13 protein-coding genes are annotated in these 21,370 nt (G+C 54.9%); 8 read left to right on the top strand and 5 right to left on the bottom strand.

What is annotated here, in order from left to right; genetic code table 11:
* Positions 1-59 precede the first annotated feature (59 nt).
* Positions 60-1,250, top strand: a complete 1,191-nt coding sequence (locus tag JIG40_RS03945; protein ID WP_020330058.1) for a sugar transporter — start codon at positions 60-62, stop codon at positions 1,248-1,250.
* Positions 1,251-1,627: 377 nt separating this feature from the next.
* Positions 1,628-2,515, top strand: a complete 888-nt coding sequence (locus JIG40_RS03940) for an isochorismatase family protein (protein ID WP_199464803.1) — start codon at positions 1,628-1,630, stop codon at positions 2,513-2,515.
* Between the two features lie 183 nt (positions 2,516-2,698).
* Here the strand turns inward: JIG40_RS03940 and JIG40_RS03935 are convergent, their stop codons facing one another.
* Together JIG40_RS03935 and JIG40_RS03930 are read right to left on the bottom strand one after the other, a co-directional pair.
* The gene (locus JIG40_RS03935; protein WP_158147326.1) at positions 2,699-4,318 is read right to left on the bottom strand and encodes a (2,3-dihydroxybenzoyl)adenylate synthase; all 1,620 of its coding nucleotides are present in this window, start codon (positions 4,316-4,318) and stop codon (positions 2,699-2,701) included.
* 8 nt (positions 4,319-4,326) lie between these two features.
* Complete coding sequence (locus JIG40_RS03930) at positions 4,327-5,511, bottom strand: isochorismate synthase (RefSeq protein ID WP_047457141.1); 1,185 nt, start codon at positions 5,509-5,511, stop codon at positions 4,327-4,329.
* A 277-nt stretch (positions 5,512-5,788) separates the two neighbouring features.
* Between JIG40_RS03930 and JIG40_RS03925 the strand changes: the two genes are divergently transcribed.
* On the top strand, positions 5,789-6,574 hold the full coding sequence (locus tag JIG40_RS03925) for a 2,3-dihydro-2,3-dihydroxybenzoate dehydrogenase (RefSeq protein WP_199464802.1): 786 nt from the start codon (positions 5,789-5,791) through the stop codon (positions 6,572-6,574).
* 83 nt (positions 6,575-6,657) lie between these two features.
* Here JIG40_RS03925 and JIG40_RS03920 read toward each other — a convergent pair whose 3' ends face one another.
* Entirely contained in the window at positions 6,658-7,728 is a 1,071-nt protein-coding gene (locus tag JIG40_RS03920) for a 3-deoxy-7-phosphoheptulonate synthase (RefSeq protein WP_199464801.1), read from the bottom strand.
* Between the two features lie 342 nt (positions 7,729-8,070).
* Between JIG40_RS03920 and JIG40_RS03915 the strand changes: the two genes are divergently transcribed.
* Positions 8,071-12,627 carry an amino acid adenylation domain-containing protein gene (locus JIG40_RS03915; RefSeq protein ID WP_199464800.1) on the top strand — a complete coding sequence of 1,519 codons (4,557 nt, stop codon included), beginning with the start codon at positions 8,071-8,073 and terminating at the stop codon, positions 12,625-12,627.
* 152 nt (positions 12,628-12,779) lie between these two features.
* Here JIG40_RS03915 and JIG40_RS03910 read toward each other — a convergent pair whose 3' ends face one another.
* Positions 12,780-14,129 carry a condensation domain-containing protein gene (locus JIG40_RS03910; RefSeq protein ID WP_244662629.1) on the bottom strand — a complete coding sequence of 450 codons (1,350 nt, stop codon included), beginning with the start codon at positions 14,127-14,129 and terminating at the stop codon, positions 12,780-12,782.
* Positions 14,130-14,331: 202 nt separating this feature from the next.
* Entirely contained in the window at positions 14,332-15,636 is a 1,305-nt protein-coding gene (locus JIG40_RS03905; RefSeq protein WP_199464799.1) for an NtaA/DmoA family FMN-dependent monooxygenase, read from the bottom strand.
* A gap of 290 nt (positions 15,637-15,926) precedes the next feature.
* Here JIG40_RS03905 and fepB point away from each other — a divergent pair, with 290 nt between their 5' ends.
* The 4 genes from fepB to JIG40_RS03885 all read left to right on the top strand — a co-directional run bounded on the left by fepB (position 15,927) and on the right by JIG40_RS03885 (position 21,361).
* Complete coding sequence (fepB, locus tag JIG40_RS03900; RefSeq protein WP_199464798.1) at positions 15,927-16,895, top strand: Fe2+-enterobactin ABC transporter substrate-binding protein; 969 nt, start codon at positions 15,927-15,929, stop codon at positions 16,893-16,895.
* Positions 16,892-17,929: an iron ABC transporter permease gene (locus JIG40_RS03895; protein ID WP_199464797.1), complete on the top strand. Its 1,038-nt coding sequence runs from the start codon at positions 16,892-16,894 to the stop codon at positions 17,927-17,929. The genes fepB and JIG40_RS03895 overlap by 4 nt, the downstream gene beginning before the upstream one ends.
* Positions 17,926-18,969, top strand: a complete 1,044-nt coding sequence (locus tag JIG40_RS03890) for an iron chelate uptake ABC transporter family permease subunit (RefSeq protein WP_199464796.1) — start codon at positions 17,926-17,928, stop codon at positions 18,967-18,969. The genes JIG40_RS03895 and JIG40_RS03890 overlap by 4 nt, the downstream gene beginning before the upstream one ends.
* Positions 18,970-19,288: 319 nt before the next feature.
* Positions 19,289-21,361, top strand: a complete 2,073-nt coding sequence (locus JIG40_RS03885) for a TonB-dependent receptor (RefSeq protein WP_233275353.1) — start codon at positions 19,289-19,291, stop codon at positions 21,359-21,361.
* The last annotated feature ends 9 nt before the right edge of the window (positions 21,362-21,370 follow it).

Below are 21,370 nucleotides of genomic sequence, written 5' to 3'. Positions count from 1 at the left end.
GTAAGAAAAGCGAGACAATGATCACTCTTTGTCCTCCTCCTAGAACATCCTGTTTGCATATGACTCAAACCGCTTCGGCGGCGAATGACAATTCGCGCCACAACCAATATTTACGCGTTTTTGCGCTGGGCTTCAGTGCCTTTATTTTTAACACCACAGAATTCGTTCCGGTCGGCTTGCTGACCGATATTGCGAAAGACTTCGATGTGCCGCTTGCCTCGGCGGGTTGGATGCTGACCATTTATGCCTGGATTGTGGCTTCGATGTCTCTGCCGATGATGATGCTGACCAGTAAAATGGAACGCAAAACGTTGCTGTTGAGTGTGTTCACGCTGTTTATTGTCAGCCACGGTTTCTCCGTCATTGCGTGGAACTTTGAAATGCTGGTGGCGAGTCGGATTGGTATCGCGTTTGCGCATGCGGTGTTCTGGTCGATCACGGCGTCGATTGCGATACGCGTTGCGCCTCCGGGTAAGAAAACGCTGGCACTGAGCGTACTGGCAACAGGCACCTCCTTGGCGATGGTGTTGGGTGTGCCGCTGGGGCGGATTATCGGGCAGTGGCTGGGCTGGCGCGTGACGTTTGGTGTCATCGGTGTGACGGCATTGCTGATCATGTTTGCGCTGTTCCGTTTGTTGCCAACCTTGCCAAGTTTGTTCTCAGGCTCGATGAAAAAACTGCCGGAGCTGCTGCGTAAACCAACGCTGCTCGGTTTGTACCTGTTTATCTTCCTGTTGTTCACCGCGCACTACACCGCGTATAGCTACATTGAACCGTTTGTGAAAGTGGTAGGCCAAGTGAGTGAAAACTTCACCACCTTCCTGCTACTCCTATTTGGCGGTGCAGGTATTCTGGGCAGTGTAATTTTTGGCTACTGGGGTGAGCGCGCCAACACCAAATTGCTGGTGAGCAATACTGCCGTGGTCATGTTGTGCATGGTACTACTGCTGCTTTCGGCCAGCAGCCCATGGGGTGTGAGCACATTGTTGTTGCTGTGGGGGACAGCATTGATGATCGTGTGTCTTGCGATGCAAGTTAAGGTGCTCAATATCGACACCAATGCATCCGATATGATCATGTCGATGTTCTCCGGGATCATCAACTTGGGTATTGGCGCTGGCGCGTTGATTGGCGCTAAAGTCATTCATTTCAGCTCACTGGAAGCGATTGGTTATGTCGGCTCCGGCTTTGCGCTGCTGGCGCTGTTGCTGATTGTGACCTTGCTGAAAAAATTCCCATCGATTCGTTGATGGTTAAATGCGAAAAAGGCAGTCCATGTGGCTGCCTTTTTTATTGTCCGCGAAAGGCGAGAGCAGGTTGCAAAACCATCACAACGGCATGAAAAACTCGAATCCGATTCCAAAATGCATTCATTTTTATCATGATAAATAATAATGAGAATGAATATCGTTTACATGGTGTTGGTGAGTTGCTAGTATGCAGTCAGCTTAACGCGCCGCCTTGTTGTGGCTGAAGTTTTGAAGTGTTCTGGGAATATTTCAAAACAACAAGGCGGGCGCGCTAACAACGTCAGCATCTAAAAAAGAGATCTGTCCAACCCGAGTGGCCGCGAAGAGCGCGGTCAGTTGGAATGGTCGAGGTTCACAAGAATTAAGGATTCGGATTAATGGCAATCCCAAGAATTGCAGGTTACTCACTGCCTGCCAGCGAACACTACCCGCTCAACAAAACTCAGTGGCAGATTGACCCCGCCAAGGCTGTATTGCTGATCCACGATATGCAGGAATACTTCGTTAACTTCTTTGATAACACTCAGTCGCCGATGAGCAACATCATCAACAATATTCAACGTTTGAAAGCGGCGGCTAAACAAGTCGGCATTCCTGTGGTGTATACGGCGCAGCCGGCCAATCAAGATCCGGCCGAGCGTGCGCTGCTGACCGATTTCTGGGGGCCTGGACTACAAGAAGAAACCGCGATTCTTGCAGCATTAGCGCCAGAAGCAGACGACGTGGAATACGTGAAATGGCGTTACAGCGCATTTAAGAAAACCTCGCTGCTGGAAGATATGCAGGCGCAGGGTCGAGATCAACTGATCATCTGCGGCGTGTACGGCCACATCGGTATTTTGTCGACCGCGCTCGAAGCGTTCATGCTGGATATCAAACCGTTCGTGATTGGCGATGCGATTGCCGATTTTAGTCAGCAGGATCACATTCATACCCTTAACTATCTGGCAGGTCGCGCTGCAAGTGTGCAGACACTGCACGCGGTGGAGCAGACGCTTGCCCGCAAGCCATCACTGACGCTGGATCAAATGTGTATCGACGTGGCTGAAGCGCTGTCGCTGGATCTCGATGACGTCGATGTGAACGAGAACCTGCTGTTCCTCGGCTTGGATTCGATTCGCGCCATGGTGCTGCTGGAGAAGTGGCGTCCGTACGGTGTGAATGTGACGTTCGCGCAACTGATTGAGAAAGTGACGTTGCAGGAATGGTGGATGCTTATCGGTGAACCGACCACGCGAACGGAGGCGGAACCTGCCATGGCATAACGTCATGGTGGCCAAACCGGTTGATGGGCTTTGCGAGTTTACCACTGGCAAAGCCCTTTTTTATGGGGCAACGAAATCCGCACGGCATCGGCGAAGCCAATGCTGCTGATATGGCGGTATAGAGCGAAAAAAGAGGCATGAAAAAGCCCGGGTCAACCGGGCTTTTTTGCGTGCGTTGATTGCTTAGCTGTACAGCGCGCGCAGTCCTTTTTTGTCGACTTTGCCGACTGACGTTTTCGGCAACACATCGATGAACTGGATTTGATCCGGCAGTTTGAAATCCGCTAAGCCTAATTCACGTAGAAAGCGTTTTAGCTCCAATCCTTTGACCTGATGACCTTCGCGCTTGACGATCACCGCGCAGCTGCGCTCGCCCAAATAATCATCCGGTACCGCCACCAGCGCCGCGTCGTGCACCGCCTCGTGGCGCAGCAGATAGTTTTCAATCTCTTCTGCCGCGATTTTTTCGCCGCCGCGGTTAATCTGATCTTTGTCGCGCCCGGTCACAATGATGTTGCCTTCTGCGGTGCGCTTGACCAGATCGCCAGTACGATAAAAGCCGTCTGGGGTAAACGAGCGCTCGTTGTGCGCTGGCGCGCGATAATAGCCGCGAATAGTGTACGGCCCTTGCGTGAGCAGAAATCCCTCTTCGCCGACGGCGACATCGTTCCCGTCCTCATCGACCACGCGCACTTGATCGTGCGGTGAAATCGGGCGGCCTTGGGTGCTTGCAATCACCTCATCTCTGTCGTCCAACCGAGTGTAGTTCACCAACCCTTCGGCCATGCCAAACACCTGTTGCAGGCGGCAGTGAAGTCGGCTTGGCAGCTCGCGTGCCGCAGTTTCGCTAAACTTAGCGCCGCCAACCAACAGCAGTTCCAAGCTGGAAATGTCGTGCGTGGCCTTCTCGGCGTAATCCATCCACAGCAGCGCCAGTGGCGGCACCAGCGCAGACACGGTGACGCGGTGACGCTCAATCATCTCAAACGCATGTTGTGGCGTTGGATCTTGGGTAGGAATCACGCAGCCACCCACCCAGAACACGCCCAACGCACCCGGAGAGCTGAGCGGAAAGTTATGCGCGACTGGCAGTGCACACAAAAAACGCGTCATGTGGTCGAAATGACAAATCTCCACACTGCCGGTAACACTGTAGGCGTAATCGTTGTGCGTGCGCGGAATCAGTTTCGGTGTGCCCGTGGTGCCGCCCGACAGCTGGAAAAACGCAACATCACTGGCGTCGGCATCCTGCTCTTGCAGCGCAGGTTGACGGCATTCATCAAGCGCCACGAATCGGTGGTCGTCCACAGTGACTTGGCCGCGAACAATCACATGCTCAATGGTCGGGCACTGTGCCACGATGTTGTTTGCCAATGTCTGATAATTGAAGCTGCTCGCCTCGCCATCAATCAGATACGCTTTGGCATCGGCGTGCTGACAGAAGTAGCTGATTTCCATTTGGCGATGCGCGGGAAGCGCAAGCACCGGGCGCACGCCAATTTGCAGCAGGGCGAAGAAGCACTGATAAAACTCGGCAATATTGGTCATTTGCAACACGACGTTGTCGCCGCGCTGCAAACCGAGCTGACGAAATCCCGCTGCCAGTTGTGCCGCGCTGTTGACCAGTTCGCGATAGCTGATCGCGCGTTGGCCGCACACAATGGCCTCGCGCTGCGAAAACTTGGCTTCGGTTTCCAGCAGGTAATCCAACAGTGTTTTATCTTGCCAATAACCCAGCGCGCGGTAATGGTCGGCCAGCTCCTGCGGCCAAGGGGTGTAATCTAATTCTCGTTGTGCGTTCATGGGGCGTCCTAGGCGGTGAGGAGTTCGTTCAGCTGAATGCCAGCGGCGGATAAAATGGTGCCCATCTTAGCGCCGGTTTCATCCAGTTCACTTTGCGGTACAGATTCGTGGACGATGCCCGCACCGGCGTATACCTTCATTTGGCGTTTTTGCACTTCGGCGCAGCGGATGGTCACCACCCATTCGCCGTTTCCACGCGAATCGCACCAGCCCACCATGCCGGTGAAATAGCCGCGATCAAACTGTTCAATGTTGCGAATCGCTTCATAGGCATTGGCGCGCGGATAGCCGCATACCGCTGGCGTCGGGTGTAAATCGGCCGCAATCTTCAGCACATTGAGGTTGGCGTCGTTCGCCTGGCCCTCAAGCAGCGTCGACAGATGCAGCATGGTTTGGGTTTCGATCACCGACGGAATCATCGGCGCATACAGGTTGTGGCAGTACTGACTCAGTACGCGTTCCACCTCTTCCACCACCAAGCCGTGCTCGTGTAAATCTTTTTGCGTGTTGAGCAGCGACAGGCGTGAATCGTCGTTTTGTGCCTCACTGGCTGAGCGCGGACGTGAGCCAGCCAACGGGTTCGACACCACGTAACTGCCTTTTTTCGCCACCAACAGTTCAGGGCTTGCACCCATCAGCTTCACGCCCGGCAAGGTGTCGGCGGCAAAGGTGTAGCCTTTGGCATTGATCGCAAGCAAGTTGCGCAGCAGGCCCGGCAGGTGAATGTCGGTGTCGGTTTCCACTTCCACCGCACGTGATAGCACCGCTTTGGCGAGGTTAGTGGTGGCGAACAGATTGAGCAAATCGCTCACGCCTTGGCGGTAATGTTGTCCGGACGGGGAGGAAATCACCTTGGCCTGCGCCGCTTGGTTGGCCGCCGTGTTGGCGGAGCCGCGTGTGCTGCTGGAGACAAACAGCTGCTGCGGAATCACAAATCGGGTCGGATTTTCTTCGCGAAATGGCACGATGCCAAACAGCACCGGGTTATCCGATTCGTGCTGTTTTGCGGCTTGCAGCATGGTTTGCGCTTGCTCTGCCAACTGAGCAAAGGGTATAGGCTGGTGGATTTCTTGCTCGATGCCGATACCCAGCATCGTATTATTAGGAGAAGCGAAGAAAAACGGCGCGCGTTCAAGCTGATCGCTCAGCAGTTCGCTCTCCATTTTTGTATAGCCAATCACTTCACGTTGCATTTTGAATCCCTCTTTTACTTTCTGACGTGACTACTTATTTTCTGATGTGACTCAGCGGTCGGCCGCGTCATGCACAGCGGTCCACCACCGAGGTAGAGATCATTTGCCATTTCATTGGGCAATCGATACAGTTATAACACTTTTAATGATAACGTTTATCATTGTCATTTGATAATAAATATCATTATTGATTAAGGGTCACAGTTTTTACCGTGCTTAATTCACAGTTCAGTCAGTAAGTGCTGGCTATATTCATGCTAAATAAAAGGTTATAACGATGGATTTGTCATTAAATGAGCAAATGGTATTGGTTACCGGAGCCGCGAGAGGGATTGGTTTAAGTGTTGTAGAACATTTGCTGGCGCAAAACGCGCGCGTGGTGGCCACCGATGTGCGTATCGAAACCCTGTTGAGTCACACCGAAGTGTTGCGTGCCCGGTATGGGGAAAAACTGCAATGTGCCGAGCTGGATGTGACCCAGACGGATAAAACGGCGGCCGTCATTGGGGCGCTGCAGCAGCAACACGGTCCGATCGATCATTTGGTCAGTTGTGCGGGTATTTTGCATTTGGGCGCCATCAACGACATGTCGTTTGCTCAGGTGCAGGAGACGTTTATGGTCAACACCTTTGGCATTCTGAGTGTGATGCAGGCGCTCAGCCCGTCGATGAAAGCGGCCAAACGCGGTGCGATGGTGGTCATCGGCTCTAACGCGGCCAACACGCCGCGCCCGAATATGGGCGCGTATGGGGCGTCGAAATCGGCGCTGCACATGCTGGTGAAGTGCATGGGCATTGAGCTGGCGCCGTTTGGTGTGCGGTGCAACATTGTCAGCCCGGGCTCCACACGCACCGACATGCAAATGCAGTTGTGGAACGAACATTATGGCGAAGCCAATGCCATCGCCGGAGATGCGGGAAGCTATCGCCTGGGGATCCCGCTGCAGAAAATCGCAGAGCCGGCAGACATTGCCAAAACCATTCTGTTTCTGCTGTCGGATGCGGCCAATCACATCACCATGCACGATTTGCGCGTTGACGGAGGCGCGACGCTCGACAATTGATGATCTTTCACACAAATAAGCCCTCTCCACAAATAAGAAAACCCCGCATTCGCGGGGTTTTTGTTGTGCGTGATATTGCCGAATCAGGCGACGGTGGAATAGCGCTGCGAGAGCACGCCATTCATTGCTTCCGCCAACGTATCCAACAGTTTAACCGTGTTGTCCCAACTCAGGCATTCGTCGGTAATCGATAGCCCCGGCTTCAAGTCCTCGTTCCCCAGGCTCTGATTGCCTTGTTTGAGAAAGCTTTCGCACATCACGCCAGCAATGCAGGTTTCGCCCGCCAGCAATTGCTGCGCGATATCTTGCGCTACGCCGAGTTGATTGTGCGCTTTTTTCAGGCTGTTGCCGTGGCTGCAATCAATGATCAAGCGCGGATTGAGGCCGCTTTCCTCCAACTGTTTCGACACCGACACCACATCATCGCTGTGATAGTTGGGTACTTTGCCGCCGCGCAAAATCACGTGTCCGTGCGGGTTACCGTGTGTCATCACCAAGGCGGGGGCGCCTTGAGTGCCCGCTACGCTCATTACGTGCTCGGCCTGCGCAGCGTGAATCGCATCAATCGCGATGGACACGTTGCCATCGGTGCCGTTTTTAAACCCGATCGGGCAGGGCAGTGCGGACGCCATTTGGCGGTGAATTTGTGACTCGGTGGTTCGCGCGCCGATTGCGCCCCAGCAAATCAGATCACTGATGTACGGATAAACGGTGGTGTCGAGAAATTCGGTGGCCGTCGCCAGCCCTAAATCGGTCACGTCACGCAAAAACATGCGGGCAACACTCAGACCTTTCGCCATGTTGTGCGCGCCATCGAGGTCGGGGTCGACAATCAAGCCTTTCCAGCCGGTGCGCGTACGCGGCTTTTCAAAATAGGTGCGCATCACAATCAGCAGTTGGTCGGCGTAATCGGCTTGTACCGCGGCGAGTTTACGTGCGTATTCAAGCCCTTGCTTCGGATCGTGAATCGAGCATGGGCCTACAATCACCAGCAGGCGCGGGTCCTGCCCCTCCAGAATGGCGGCGATCGCTTGGCGGCGTTGGTTAATCAGCGCTTGCTGGGTGGCGCTGGTGGGAATTGAGCTAAGCAGTGTTTCGACAAACGGCAGTTGGCCGACAATGGTTGAGCGTATGACGTTGTTAAGGATTTGCATTCGTCCCCCTCAAGACGGGCAGTAAAACGGGCGGAATCATCGTTGTTATATTTTGCAAATGATAATTATTATCAATTTTGATGTTGGCGATTATCGGCAACGCTCGGTTTTGTTGTCAAGTGGCGATTCACGCTGAAATGTGATGTTGAGGCGAGAAAATAGGAGGAGGCGGGCCAAATAACGAATTTTTAACACAATGATTTTAATAACCTTTGTAGGCGTGCAGTGATGCCAATGCTGGTTGTTGTAAATGATAATTATTGTCATTATGTGTATTTAATTGTAACAATAATGGTGACTAACAAATAATCAAAACACAACAAGAGGCGTGTTGAAAACATCATGCACGAGATGACAACGTTACAGGCGGCCTATTGGGTAGGCAGGCAATCCACCACACCAAGGGCTGGCGATGCGGCCCATTTGTATATCGAATTTGAAGGGAAGGGAATCGATGAAACGCGACTGGCCGCCGCGGTTCACACGCTCTTTGCTCGCCATGAGATGCTGCGCGTCACGGTCAGCGAGGACGGCCAATGGTCCGTCGGTGAACTCAACGAATTTCACGCATTGCAGGTGCTGGATTGGCGCGCGCTCGACGCTGCGGATAGCGATAAAAGACTTAGGGTCATGCGTGAGCAGAAAACCCATCAAAAGTTGGCATTGAATCAAGGGCAAGGTGCAGAGTTTGTTTTAACTCAGTTATCTGACGATCGCTTTCGTTTGCATGTGGATGTCGACATGATTGCCGCCGATGCGCAAAGTTTTCGTCTGATGATAGAAGCGCTGGTTGCGGCTTATCATGGTGAACTGAGTGATGCCCGCAGTGCGCCATTTGCTGAGTTTCAACGTCAAATGACGACCTCTGCGCAGCAGGCATTAGCAGCGCGCGATCGCCGTTACTGGCGAGCGCTGCAAAGCACGATTGCGCCTGCGCCCAAGTTGCCCGAGCGTGATCCCGTTAATCCAGATTCGGCTGCTGTGCATACTGAGCGCTTGGCGTTTGAACTGTCGGCTCAGCAGCGCGCGCAACTCGAAGCGTTGGCCGCCCAACATCACCTCAGCCTGAGCGCTGTGTCGCTCGGTGCGTTCAATGCGCTGTTGGCGGATGCCCTTAAACAGCCAGCGTTTCGTATCAACGTGCCGCTGTTTTATCGCCCGCAAGGCTTTGACGATACGGTGGGAGATTTTGCTAATTTAACGCTATTTAGCGCTAATTGTGCGCCGAACGTACCACTTTTAACGCTGTTTGAACAAACCCAACATCAGTTGATGGCGTGCTTGGAGCATCGTCATTACAGCGGCGTTAATGTCATGCGCGATCTGTCGCGCCAGCAGGGCTCTCTGCAAACCTCGCCAGTGGTGTTCACCTCGGGCTGGGACATCGGCGGCGATCTCTATTCTCAGCGGGTGCACGACACGCTGGGCGACATGGTATGGGCCTGTTCTCAGGGCGCGCATGTGCTGCTGGACGCGCAGATTGTGCCTTACAAGCGCGGCGTTCTGATCAACTGGGATGTGCGCACGGACAGTGTGCCGCGCGAATTCTATCAGTCTCTGTTCACCCGTTATGTAGCGCTGTTGAGTGAGTTGGCTGAGCGCCCCGAACGTGTGTTGCAACCATGCACTATTAAGGCGACAAGTATTGAGACGACAAGTGCGTCCAGCAGCGCGCAACGCCCTCACCAAACACCACTGAACGGATTGCAACAGGCGTATCTGGTTGGGCGCAGTGAGCACTTACCTTTGGGTGGCGTGGCGATGCAGGATTTTCGTGTTTATCGCGGGACCGTCGATGCTGATCAGTTGCACGCGCGTTTGGTGGAACTGGTGGACACACTGCCCGTGCTGCGCACTCGCATCGACGACATTACGCTCACGCAATGGGTGAGTGATGAGCGAATCGTCAACTGGCAGCATTACGACCTGCGTGACCAGAGTCGGGCGCAGGCATTAAGCCAAGCGGAGGCACTGATCGAGCAGGTCTCGCACAGTCGGCATGATTTAGCGCGCTCACCGTGGAAAATCTGGTTAGTGTCGCTACCCGAAGCTGAACCGGACACGCTGGCCGCTGACGCTTTTCGCCATATCGTACTCACCAGTTTTGATGCGCTGATTTCCGATGGCCATTCCATCGCTTATCTATTGGCTCGCTTGCTGGAAAATCAACCCAAGCCCGTCGCCACGCCCCTTGCGTGTGGTGCCGCAAGCGAGGTGCCAGCAAAGCCTCTTTCTCAACAACACATCACTCAACAAAACGTCACTCAGCAGCAAAAAGCCAACGCGCGCGAAATGGCGCAAGCCTACTGGCGCGAGAAGTTGTCTAGTGTGACCGAACCGATGGCGCTGCCGTGGCAAGCGCCGCTTCATACCCTTTACCAACCGCGTTACGCGCGAGAAAGCGTCACGCTGAGCCGCGACGAAACGCGCGCGCTGCTGAAATTGGCGGCAAGTGAACGACTGTTTCCGAACAGCGTGTTGACAACGCTGGCCATGCACACGCTCGCGAACTGGTGTCCGGGTACGCCTTTGTGCATCGGTTTGCCGGTTGCGCCGCCCCCGCTGGCCGGAGAGTTGACCAATCGCTCCAGCTTTATTGCGCTGACCTACGCGCTGGATGAAGCGGACTTCGCTACGCAAGCGCGGCGTGTGCAACGCGATGTAGCCGAAGGCATGGCGCATCTGGCGTTTTCGGGCATTGAACTTAACCGCCAATTGATGAGCCAGTTACCAGCGCGCACCATGCCGCTGCCCGTGGTGATCACCAATGGATTGGGGTGGGAAACGCTGCGAGCCGACAATACGTTGCAGCAGCATGATGGGCTGACCCAAACGCCGCAGATCGCGCTCGATATTCGCCTTGCTTACGACGCACATAAAAATCTGGTCATCAGCGCTGATTACGTCACGCAAGCACTGAGTCATGCGCAGGTGGCCGCGTGGTTGACCAGTTGCAAGCGAGCGGCGCAGAGCATGATTGAACGCCAGAGTTTGCAGTGGGTGAGCCGCGAAGCGCTGGATTTAAGCCACTATCACCGCAACACCGAAGACTCGGATGACGGGACGGCGCCGTTTTTGACCACGCTGGCGGAGCGCCTGTGGGACACGCCGAGTCAGCGCACTGCGCTTTTCTGCGGTGAGCAGCGCTGGAGCTATCAGCAACTGGGAGAGCAGGTCGCCAACATGATGGCGCATCTGCAGGCGCGCGGCGTTAAAGCCGGCGACGTGGTGGCGATTTGCCTGCCTCGCAGCGCAGCACATGTCATCGCAACACTGAGCTGCGCGCTATCGGGCGTTATTTGGGTGCCGATTGATGCCGCCAGTCCGCCGGAGCGCAAAACGTATCTGCTGTCGCACTGCCAGCCAGCGCTGGTGATTGTGGCCAGCGACGATGTGGAAAATGTTGAACACCCGCATTGTGTCGCGATGCGTGAGCTGCTGCAGCCAGCGCTGAAAGCGGCGCGCTTACCAAGCCAAGAGGTGCTGCGCGCGCGCAGTCACAGTGAGGCGCCCGCTTATTACCTCTATACCTCTGGCACGACGGGGCAGCCCAAGTGTGTGGTGCTTAACAACCACGCGACCGCCAATGTGCTGCATCACACTTTAGTGGCGTGGCAGGTGAATGAGCGCGACGTCATGCTCTCGGTGACGCCGCTGCATCACGACATGTCGGTGTTTGACCTGCTGGGATCGTTGTGTGCGGGCGCTGCCTTGGTCATTCCGGAACCTGAGGCTGAAAAGGATGCGCTGCACTGGAACACCTTGGTCGAACGGCACGGCGTCACGCTGTGGTGTTCGGTGCCCGCCATTTTGGAGATGCTGCTGGCCTGCCAGTCTACTTCGCAGGGGCAATCGATGCGCTTGATTGCGCAGGGCGGCGATTACATCAAACCGCAGACCATTCAGACGCTGCGCGAGCGTCTGCCTAACGCACGCTTGTTCTCGCTTGGCGGGCCGACGGAAACCACCATCTGGAGCATCTGGCATGAGCTTGAAGCTGAGGATGGCGCGGTGATTCCTTACGGCACGCCGCTGCCGGGCACGCAATATTACGTGGTGAATGAGCAGCACCAACACTGCCCGCAAGGCGTGGTGGGGCGCATCGTCACGGCGGGCATGAACCTGTCGCTGGGGTATCTGGTTGATGGCGAAGTGGTTCAAACCGATTTCATTGCCATCGAGACGTCACACGGTGAGCGAGTTCGCGCCTTTAAAACTGGTGATCTGGGCTACTATCGCGACGATGGGCGCCTCATCTTCGCTGGGCGGATCAACGGTTACGTCAAAGTGCGCGGCGTACGCATCTCGCTGCCTGATGTGGAGAAAGTGCTGATGAATGTCGCGAACGTGCAAGATTTAGCGGTGATTGATTTTAACGATCCGATCACCGGCGATGTTGGCTTGGCGCTGTTTTATGTCTCTGTTGACGGCGCTGTGAAAAATGCGGCGCAGTGGCGTGACATCGTGGGGCAGCGGCTGCCCGCATCGCACCTGCCGCAGCGTTTTGTGCCATTGGAGCGCTTTCCGCTCTCTGCCAATGGGAAGAAAGACAAACGCGCGCTCTTGGCCATGCTCACGGCCGCGAATGAATCGCCGCGCACTGTGGCAGCTAACGTAGCGGCGCCATTCGGGTCTTCCCGCGAGTCTCAAACCACTTCGCTGACGCCAGAAAAAACGGTGCCTTGGCAATCCATCGTTGATGTTTATCAGCAGGTGCTGGGGGAGCGCGCCGCGTCACTAACGGAACATGCTGAGTTTATTCAGGCTGGCTTGATGCCATCCCACGTGAAAGCCGTGGCGGAGAAACTCAGCCAAACCTTTGGTAAATCGGTGCAGCCGCGCCAGCTCCTGAGCTGCAAGAACGCCGGCCAGGTGTCGAAACTGCTCGAACTGAGTTGACGTGCTGTTCGGTAATTCAACGTCATGACTTCGCCCTGTCGAAATAAAAAGCCGCTCATTGAAGCGGCTTTTTTTGACGATGTTTTGGCGAATGTGTTCGCGAATCTTTTTGCTCAGGAGCTTAGGAGCTTAGGAGCTTAGGAGCTTAGGGCTTAGGCGTGGTCAATTGCGTCATACAACGCGGAAATCGGCTGGTCGAGGTAGCGCTCGTCCAACACCTGCTGCATGAAGGTCATCACGCGCTGCGCGTGCTGATCAAACTCGTCATGCGGATGCGCGGCAGAATCGGCATCCAAGCTCAGCACCAAGCCATCGGCATTGGTTTGACCACGGAAGGTGAGGTTAAACCCGTCGGCCGGTCCGCTGGTGATGACATGATGTTTGACCTGGCAGCCAGCAAATTGCGGCGGATCGAACGGCAGCACATTGACAAAAGGCGAAAAGAAGTAACGGCTGTTTTCCGTCACGCCCTGATCGCGGGCAATCTGCTCCACACGATAGCGGCCGCGCGCGTAGAGTTGGCGCAGGGTTTTGCCGGTCTGCGTCAGGTAATCACGCAGCGATGTGTTCTCCTCTACCTGCACATACAACGGCAGAATGTTGACCAGCAGGGCAGGCATGTAGGCGCCCACGCTGCCCCAGCGGCTCATAAACGGGATCCACAACGGCATTGCGTTGCCTTGGTCCAAGTACGCGTCGGCCAAATAGCGATGCATGTAAAGACCTGACAACGTCACCAATAAATCCGGCCAGCCCATGGTGACTTGGTGCGCCAACTGGCGAATGTCGTGGCTCATGGCGGGCGTCAGTTCATGGGCAACGTGCAGCGTTTCATCGCCGTAATCATCCTCCTTGTTGAGGACGGTCAGTTGCGCTGGGTTCGACAGATAATCGCGCCAGAACGCTTTGTCTTGTTGATAGCGCGTACTGGCTTGATAGCTCTGCTCTTCATCCAAGAAACTGACGAACGCGTTAAACGGTTTGCCCGCATCGGTGCGCTCCAAATAGTGCTGATACAGTGTGGCGCAGCGCTGCTCAAACAGCGTCATGCCAAAGCCATCCATCACGATGTGATGGGCGCGAATGTACCACAGGTAATGGTTGTCACTCAGTTTGATCAGCCATTGCGCTGACAGCGGATCGCGCAGCAGGTTGAGGCGCGCGTTCACATCGCCATCCATGAGCGCTTTAGCATCCGCCAGTGGCTGCGAACTGCCGCGCAGATCTTTGATCTCCACCTGCGGTATGCGCGCTGGATCGTGGGCTTGCAACGGTGTTTTGCCGTCGTCATCGAGTCGAAAACGCAGCGCCAGTACATCGGTTTCTTGCGCGGTTTGTGCAATGGCGCGGCACAGCGCCGCTTCATTCACCGTGCCTTTGAGTTCAATGTAGTGAGCGACGGTCGAGAGAGGCTCATCCGGGTGAAGGGAAAATTCTTCCCAGAAATCGAGCTGGGGCAGAGTAAGGGGCATCCAATGAAGAGCCGAACCAGTAACTGACATGTAAAAAGCCTTGAATTATTGTTGTGATAAGAAAAAGGCGCAAGCCGCGAAGCTTGTGCCTTTTCAAGAGGAGTTTGCGTGAGCGCCTGTTCTTTCAGGATTCTAGGGAGGCGAAAGAACAGCCACTCACGCAAATAAGTTTAGCGTTATTTTTGATAATGGCAATTATTATCATTTGCATCAATGTCAAAATTTGACCCAATCACAGCCCTAAGTGATCGCGCAATGTGCGCCCTTGGTAGTCGGAACGAAACAGTCCGGCTTGCGATAATCGTGGTATCAGTTCATCAAAGAACAGATCGACCGATTGCCATGAACCGCCGGGAACGGCAATAAAACCATCCGCCGCGCCTGCGCTCACGCGTTCTACGATGGCGTTAAACGCATCATCAACCGTGCCAATCACAATCCAGTGTGCAGACCCAATCACTTCCGGGCGCTCGAGCAGCGTGGCCACGGTGGGCGATTCGCGCTCAATCAAACGGCGTAACAAGTTGGAATGGGTTTGGCTGCGCACTTGATATTCGGGGTGGGCTAGCATATCGGGCGTGATGCGCTGCTCAGGGGCGAACTGGCTGAGGTCAAGGCCGAGCGCTTCTTTGACGTAGGCAAACTTGCGCTCGCTACCGATATTGGCGTGCGTCTCACGGTGCAGCGCCTGCGCTTCTTTCCGCGTATGGGCCAGATAGAGAGACAACCCCGGCAGCACTTTCACCGCATTGGCGGGGCGACCATGTGCCAACGCGCGGCGACGCAGATCATTGCGCAGCTCAACGCCAGCATCGATATCGGGCGTGGCGGCAAAAATCGCATCGGCGATACTGGCGGCAAATTGGCGCCCGGATTCAGACGCGCCGGCTTGAAATAGCGGTATGTCGCCGCCGGGGCGCTTGGGCACATTGAGAGGCCCTTGTACGTCGAAGTAGTCACCGTGATGGGCAATGGGCTGAATCTGGTCAATGTCCGCGTACTGGCCACTTTGTTTATCGGCTTTGATGGCGCTGCTGGGGTAGCTGTCCCACAGCTTAAGCACCACGTCGGTAAACTCGCGCGCTTTCTGGTAGCGTGCTTCGGATGGCAACATGGTCTGCTGGCCAAAGTTCTGCTGGCCGTCAATCGCAGTGACGATGTTCCAACCGGCACGTCCTTGGGTCACCCAGTTGAGCGATTGCAACTGACGCGCCACCACATAAGGTGGATTGAAGGTAGTGGACGCAGTTGAAACCAAACCGATGTGGGTGGTTTCACGCGCCAACGTGGCCAGCAGCACCATGGGATCTAAGCTGCTAAAACCGGGTTCAGTGGCGACAGCGTGCGTCGCAAGAAACAGGGTGTCGGGGCGAAACAGGAAATCCAGCTTGGCGCGTTCGGCGCGTTGGGCCAGCTCGACATACACATCGGTGTCATACATGCGCTCGACACCGCTGTCGTCGCGGCGCCAGCCGTTCTTGGTGAGCCAACTGATGGCCAAGGCCATGCCAATGCACAAAGGTTGGGGGGAACTCATCACGGGTCCTTCTAAATTGGGCTGTTGTTGCGAATGGATCGCGCTGGGGCCAGATTACTCAATCCAATGCCACTCAGTGTGATGCAGCGGATCATGCGTGGCGTTTTTCACGCTCACTTCTTGAACTTATGGGGAACTTGTGTGTAGCATGAGGGCTCACTCATGTGTGTCGGAACCGGATTGCGCACTCGCATGTCGGTCTCGTGTGAAAGATTCCCTTAGTCAGAGCCATCACCTCGCTCTGTGAAAATTCCCATAAATTTCAGGTATAAACGTCTTTTTACGCGATATTGAAGTCTATTAATGTAATGAGAATCACAATGATAATAAATATCATTAGAAAATTATTTTTGTTCACGCTCCTCGTCAGTGGCGCCGTACAGGCGCAAGGTTGGCCGCGCACGTTCCTCAATGCTGACGGTTCCACCACAACCTTGAACGCGCCCGCGAAACGTATTCTTTCCACCTCCGTGTCCATCACCGGCACTCTATTGGCGGTCGATGCACCTGTGATTGCCAGTGCCACCACGACCAGTGGCGACTACTTTGCGCAGTGGCGCGCGGTTGCCGAGCAGCGCGGAGTTGAACGTCTCTGGCCGGCGGGCAGTGTGGATCTGGAAATGGCGTATGCGTTTGAACCGGATTTGATCATCGTGTCGCTGGGCGGTGCGGATTCTGCGCTCGGTCAGTTGAATGAGCTGCGCCAAATCGCACCGACGGTGGTGCTTGATTACGGCGGCCAAAACTGGCAACAACTCGCAGAAAAAATCGGCGAAGTGGTGGGAATTGAGCAGAAAGTGGCCACTAAAATTGCTCAGTTTGATGATTACATCGCGCAAACTCGCGCGGCACTGACGCTCCCGAAAGGGCAGGCGAACATCATCAGTTACAACGGCCCTGGGGTCACCAACCCCATCGCCACGCCACACGGCTCACACGGCATGCTGCTGAAATCACTCGGTTTTGATATCGAAGGCCCCAATCCCGCTTGGCAAACTGGGCCGAGCCGACTCAACGATTTTGTCCGCGCTCACTACGAACATCTGACCGAATTGACCGCGCCGACCACATTCTTATTTAACGCCACCGATGCCAAAGTGCCGCAGTTTTTAAATGATCCGGTGCTCGCCAATTTGCCATCGGTAAAAACCGGTCAGGTGTATGGTTTGGGGGCGAATTCGTTTCGCATTGATTATTTCAGCGCGCACGAAATTGTGGACGGTATTCGCGCGCGCTTTGCAGCGCCCGTTGCACCATGATCACCTGTGCCGCTGATCGAATGAACCTGAGCCGCCACGATCGAGCCAAAATATGGGGCATTGTGGTTTTGCTGTTGGCGTTGCTTGGCTGCGCCTCTTTGAGTGTGTTTATCGGCACGCGTTTTGTGGCGCCTGAGGTGACCTGGCAAGCGCTCACCGCCTTTGACCCGACCGAGAGCGAGCATCTGCTTGTGCACTATTTGCGCGTGCCCCGCACGCTGCTGGCGGTGGTCGTGGGCGGCGCGCTGGGTGTGGCGGGGGCGATGATGCAGGCGCTGACGCGTAACCCATTGGCGGACCCGGGCATTCTTGGGGTAAACGCGGGTGCGACGGTGGCGATCGTCAGTGCGATTGCGCTATTTGGCATCACCGATGTGTTTGGTTACATGTGGTTTGGCTTGATTGGTGCCACCATCGCTGGTGGCGCGGTGTATCTGCTGGCGGGGTTGCGTCGCGGCATCAATCCGGTGCGCGTGGTGCTCGCTGGTTCGGCGCTGTCGGTGGTGTTACTCGCGCTCACGCACATCATCACCGTCAACAGCGATCAAGAGGTGTTTAACCAGTTTCGTCACTGGGCGGTCGGGTCATTGCAAGGCCGCGGATACGATGTGTTGTGGCCGGTCACTCTGCTGGTGGCGTTCGGACTGGCACTGTCCATGGCGCTGCGCCAAGCGCTGAATACCGTGTCGTTGGGACAAGATTTGGGGGAAGCGCTGGGTGCCAATCCGCAGCGAGTGTGGCTTCTGGCTTCCAGTGTGATTGTGGTGCTTTCAGGCGCGGCGACTTCGGCCGCTGGGCCGCTCAGTTTTGTGGGGTTAACGGCGCCGCATCTGGCGCGTTTTCTGGTTGGCCCGGATCACCGTTGGTTGCTGCCATATTCAATGCTGATCGCGGCGTTACTCACCGTGGTGGCGGATATACTTGGCCGTGTGATCGGTTATCCGGATGAAATCAGTGTGGGCATTATGGTGGCGCTGATTGGTGGGCCATTCTTTGTGGTGTTGGTTCGAAAATGGAAGATCGCGCAGTTATGAATCGTTGTTCTCAACCGGTGTATCAAGTCTGGCGTCGTGGCGGCTGGTCGCTGCGCTATTCGGCGGCGTCGATGGGGTGGTTATTGCTGCTGACGGTGTTGGTGATAGGCCTTGCTGCCTACGCACTCACGATTGGTCGCTACCCCATCTCGATGCCGGACTTATGGCAAGTACTCAGTGGGCAGGGCAGTGCGGTGCAGGAACGAATCGTTTGGAATATTCGTCTGCCGCGCATTGTCACCGCGGTGTTTGTGGGGGCGGCTCTCGGTGTTTCGGGCGGCATTTTCCAATCGGTGTCGCGCAATGCGCTGGGGTCGCCAGATGTGATTGGTTTTACCACTGGCGCGGCGACTGGCGCGATTGCGCAGATTGTGCTGTTTGAGCAAGGGCCGGTGCAGGTGGCACTGGCGGCGATCCTCGGTGGGATTGTCACCGCTGTGATGGTGTATTTGCTGTCGCGCAAAGCTGGCGTGGTCGGCGGTTATCGTTTGATCCTGACCGGGATCGGCATTGGTGCGGTGCTCAGTGCGCTCAATGGGTTGATGTTGGTCAAAGGCAACATCGACAACGCAGTTACCGCCAATCTCTGGCTGGCGGGATCGCTGCATGCGCGTACGTGGTCGCACGCCATTCCGGTCATGGTCGGCGTCATCGTCTTGGTGCCGTTGATCATGTTGTTGGCAAGGCAGCTTTCCCTGATGGAAATGGGCGACGATCTGGCGACGCAGTTGGGCATTCGTGTTGAGCGGGTGCGCTTGGTGATGTTGTTGGCGGCGGTAATTTTGGCGGCGATTGCGACGGGGTCAGCAGGGCCGATTGCATTTATCGCCTTGGCCGCGCCGCAGTTGATCAGCCGCTTGTTACGTACTTCACAATTGCCAGTGTATGGCTCGGCGGTGATGGGCGCGCTACTGATGGTGGTGGCGGATCTCATCACGCAACTGCAACCGCTTAATCTGACACTGCCGATTGGTCGCATGACCGGTATTGTCGGTGGTTTGTACCTGATCTGGCTGCTCACACGTTCACCAAAACTGTGATGATTTGTTGCGTGACGTTCATTCACAGAGGTTAACGCAATTAAACTATATTATTGATAATTAACTTATTTATAGGGTTACTCTTCTTGATTAGGTGATAAGTAACAAAATAATGAAAATTATTATCAAATGTAAATGAGAATCCTTTACATTTGAGTTTCTCAGTTCTAAAGTAGGCTCCCTGTTTGGTTTGGAATGTAGTCAAACAGAACAATCCACGTCGCTGACTTGCAGGCTTTTTCTCCTCGCAGTGGGCTTAAACCTGATCTGCAAACACGACGTGAGTGTGTGACGTTTATGCTGACGAAAGGAGAAAAAAATGACAGCATCACACCTTGTCCGACAAAACAAACCGTCTACAACTCTCAATACAAAGGTTTGCATTTTGTCGGGCATGATCATGAGCCTGTGCCACGCCCCTTTGGCGCTGGCTGAAGACACCAACGCGACCCAACCTTCAGCGGTTTCCACCATCACTGTGTATGGTGAGAAAGTGGCGCGTTCGATGCAGGAAACCAGTGCCAGCGTCGAAGTGTATGATGAAAGCAAAATCGACTCGATGCCCAATGCCACCGACGTGACCGACCTGCTGCAAAACACACCGAACATTGTCGATGTGGGTGTCGGCAACGATGTGCCGGCGATTCGCGGTATTGACGGTTCTGGCGCGGCGCGCGGCGCGAACGCTTTCCTCAACGGCACGCGTCCACGTTTGAACGTGTCTCTTGATGGCCGCTCGCTGACTTACAATGAACTGGCGTTTGGCCCGCAATCGCTGTGGGATTTGCAACAGGTTGAAGTGTATCGCGGTCCGCAAAGTTATATTCAGGGCCGTAACGCCATGGCAGGCGCTGTGGTGCTGCAATCGAAAGATCCAACCTATCAGTGGGAAAGTTCCATTCGCGGTTCGTATGGTGAGCAGGGTTACTCTCAAACCGCGGCTGTAGTGTCTGGCCCGATCATCGACAATGAACTCGCGTTCCGTCTGTCGATTGACCGCCAAACTCGTGAAAGCTTCGTGGACATGCCATCGTACGATCCGGTTGGTGACCCGCGTGACGTCGAAACCATCACTGCACGCGGTAAGTTGCTGTACGAGCCTTCTGCGCTGCCCGGTCTCTCCACCAAGCTGACTCTGAACCATTTCGACAGCAAAGCGCCGCAAAACGAAGCGTTGATCCCGTCTGCTGAACATCAAAGTGCGCGTTACGATGAACGTCGCCCGGTATTCGAAACTAAAAATACAAGCGGTATCTGGGATTTTGAATATCAAACCGCAGGCAATTTGCGCTTTGAAAACCAAATTGCCTACACCGATTTCACCATCAACCGCCGCACGGCCACCACTTTGCCTTACGCCAATATTGATGGTGCGGAATTCCATGTTGAACCAGTGGTGCACTTTGCCACTAACGATGAGCAGTGGCGCGGTTTAGCGGGCTTGCGTTACTACCACTCCTCGCAAGACGAATATGTTTACCTGTTTGGCGGCAGCACGTTTGACGACAAAACCGAAACCGGTTCAGCATTTGCGGAAGTCACTTACGCGGTATTGCCAGCGGTTGATTTGACGCTCGCCGGACGCCTGGAAAGCGAACACCGCACCCGTAAGGGCGGCAGTTCAACGGTGGAAGTCGATTTTGACGAAACCTACAACGTGTTCCTGCCAAAAGCGGATGTGGCGTGGAAGCTTAATCGCGACCACACGGTCGGTGTGATGGTCGCCAAAGGCTACAACGCGGGCGGCGCGGGTATGACCTTTGATACCCCTTACACAGCATATACCTACGATGAAGAGTATGTGTGGAGTTACGAGATGTACACGCGCCACCGCCTGCTGGATGGCAAAGTCGAGCTGACATCGAACTTCTTCTACAACGATTACGATGATCTGCAACTGCCGTTCTACATCAGTGCGCGTACCACCAAAATCATCAACGCCGAGAAAGCCCAGACTTACGGTGCCGAATTCAGTTCACGCTGGTTGCCAATCTCGGATCTGGAACTGTCGGCAGCGGTGGGCTTGCTGAAAACCAAGATCAACAAGTTCAGCGATAGTGAATACGAAGGCAATGAACTGCCACGTGCGCCGTCTTACAGCATGAACTTTGGTGCGGATTACACCTTCTTCAACGATTTCGTGTTCAGTACGACGGTTAACTACACCGATACCTACTACTCGTACTACGACAACGATGAGATGGGTAAAATCGATGCAGATTGGATCACCAACGTGCAGCTGGCTTACAACTTCAGCATGGGCCGTGCAACGCTGTTTGCGACCAACCTGTTCAACTCGACGCAACCAACCATGATCACCGACAACGATGTGTATACCGCTGTGACCCAGCAACCACGTCTGGTGGGTGTTTCTCTACAACTGGACTTCTGATGTCCCCCG

It is taken from the genome of Vibrio sp. bablab_jr001, assembly GCF_016464285.1.
GTDB classification, from domain to species: Bacteria; Pseudomonadota; Gammaproteobacteria; order Enterobacterales; family Vibrionaceae; genus Vibrio; species Vibrio fluvialis.
The sequence above is the reverse complement of the archived record's forward strand: the minus strand, read 5'-3'. Positions and strand labels throughout refer to the sequence as shown.

Excerpts from the sequence above, each read along its gene's own strand:
- JIG40_RS03945 (WP_020330058.1), top strand. The coding sequence starts at position 60 with ATGACTCAAACCGCTTCGGCGGCGAATGACAATTCGCGCCACAACCAA.
- JIG40_RS03940 (WP_199464803.1), top strand. The coding sequence starts at position 1,628 with ATGGCAATCCCAAGAATTGCAGGTTACTCACTGCCTGCCAGCGAACAC.
- JIG40_RS03935 (WP_158147326.1), bottom strand. The coding sequence starts at position 4,318 with ATGAACGCACAACGAGAATTAGATTACACCCCTTGGCCGCAGGAGCTG.
- JIG40_RS03930 (WP_047457141.1), bottom strand. The coding sequence starts at position 5,511 with ATGCAACGTGAAGTGATTGGCTATACAAAAATGGAGAGCGAACTGCTG.
- JIG40_RS03925 (WP_199464802.1), top strand. The coding sequence starts at position 5,789 with ATGGATTTGTCATTAAATGAGCAAATGGTATTGGTTACCGGAGCCGCG.
- JIG40_RS03920 (WP_199464801.1), bottom strand. The coding sequence starts at position 7,728 with ATGCAAATCCTTAACAACGTCATACGCTCAACCATTGTCGGCCAACTG.
- JIG40_RS03915 (WP_199464800.1), top strand. The coding sequence starts at position 8,071 with ATGCACGAGATGACAACGTTACAGGCGGCCTATTGGGTAGGCAGGCAA.
- JIG40_RS03910 (WP_244662629.1), bottom strand. The coding sequence starts at position 14,129 with ATGTCAGTTACTGGTTCGGCTCTTCATTGGATGCCCCTTACTCTGCCC.
- JIG40_RS03905 (WP_199464799.1), bottom strand. The coding sequence starts at position 15,636 with ATGAGTTCCCCCCAACCTTTGTGCATTGGCATGGCCTTGGCCATCAGT.
- JIG40_RS03895 (WP_199464797.1), top strand. The coding sequence starts at position 16,892 with ATGATCACCTGTGCCGCTGATCGAATGAACCTGAGCCGCCACGATCGA.
- JIG40_RS03890 (WP_199464796.1), top strand. The coding sequence starts at position 17,926 with ATGAATCGTTGTTCTCAACCGGTGTATCAAGTCTGGCGTCGTGGCGGC.
- JIG40_RS03885 (WP_233275353.1), top strand. The coding sequence starts at position 19,289 with ATGACAGCATCACACCTTGTCCGACAAAACAAACCGTCTACAACTCTC.